The organism is Nocardioides cremeus (assembly GCF_030518195.1).
Taxonomy (GTDB): Bacteria; Actinomycetota; Actinomycetes; order Propionibacteriales; family Nocardioidaceae; genus Nocardioides; species Nocardioides cremeus.
The window spans coordinates 1-201 of record NZ_JAULSC010000531.1 but is presented as its reverse complement, the minus strand read 5'-3'; the positions used below and the strand labels follow the sequence as shown (position 1 = coordinate 201).

1 protein-coding gene is annotated in these 201 nt (G+C 80.6%); it reads right to left on the bottom strand.

What is annotated here, in order from left to right; translation table 11 throughout:
- Positions 1 to 201: hypothetical protein (locus QWJ41_RS21990; RefSeq protein WP_302710623.1), on the bottom strand; the 201-nt coding region annotated here is incomplete at both ends.

Genomic DNA, 201 nt, shown 5'->3' with positions numbered 1-201 from the left:
CTCCTCGACCAGCAGCAGCACCCGCGGGTCCACCCGGCTCGCGTCCTCGGCGCCCGCCTTCGCGTCGCGCTGGGGGAGCGCGTCGGGGGCGGGGGCCGGCGCGCCGGCCCGCAGCACCACGGCGAGCTCGATGGAGCGCACCGTGGCGAAGGTGCGCTGCACCGGGACACCGTCGACCTCGCCGCCGGGCGGGGCCCCGAC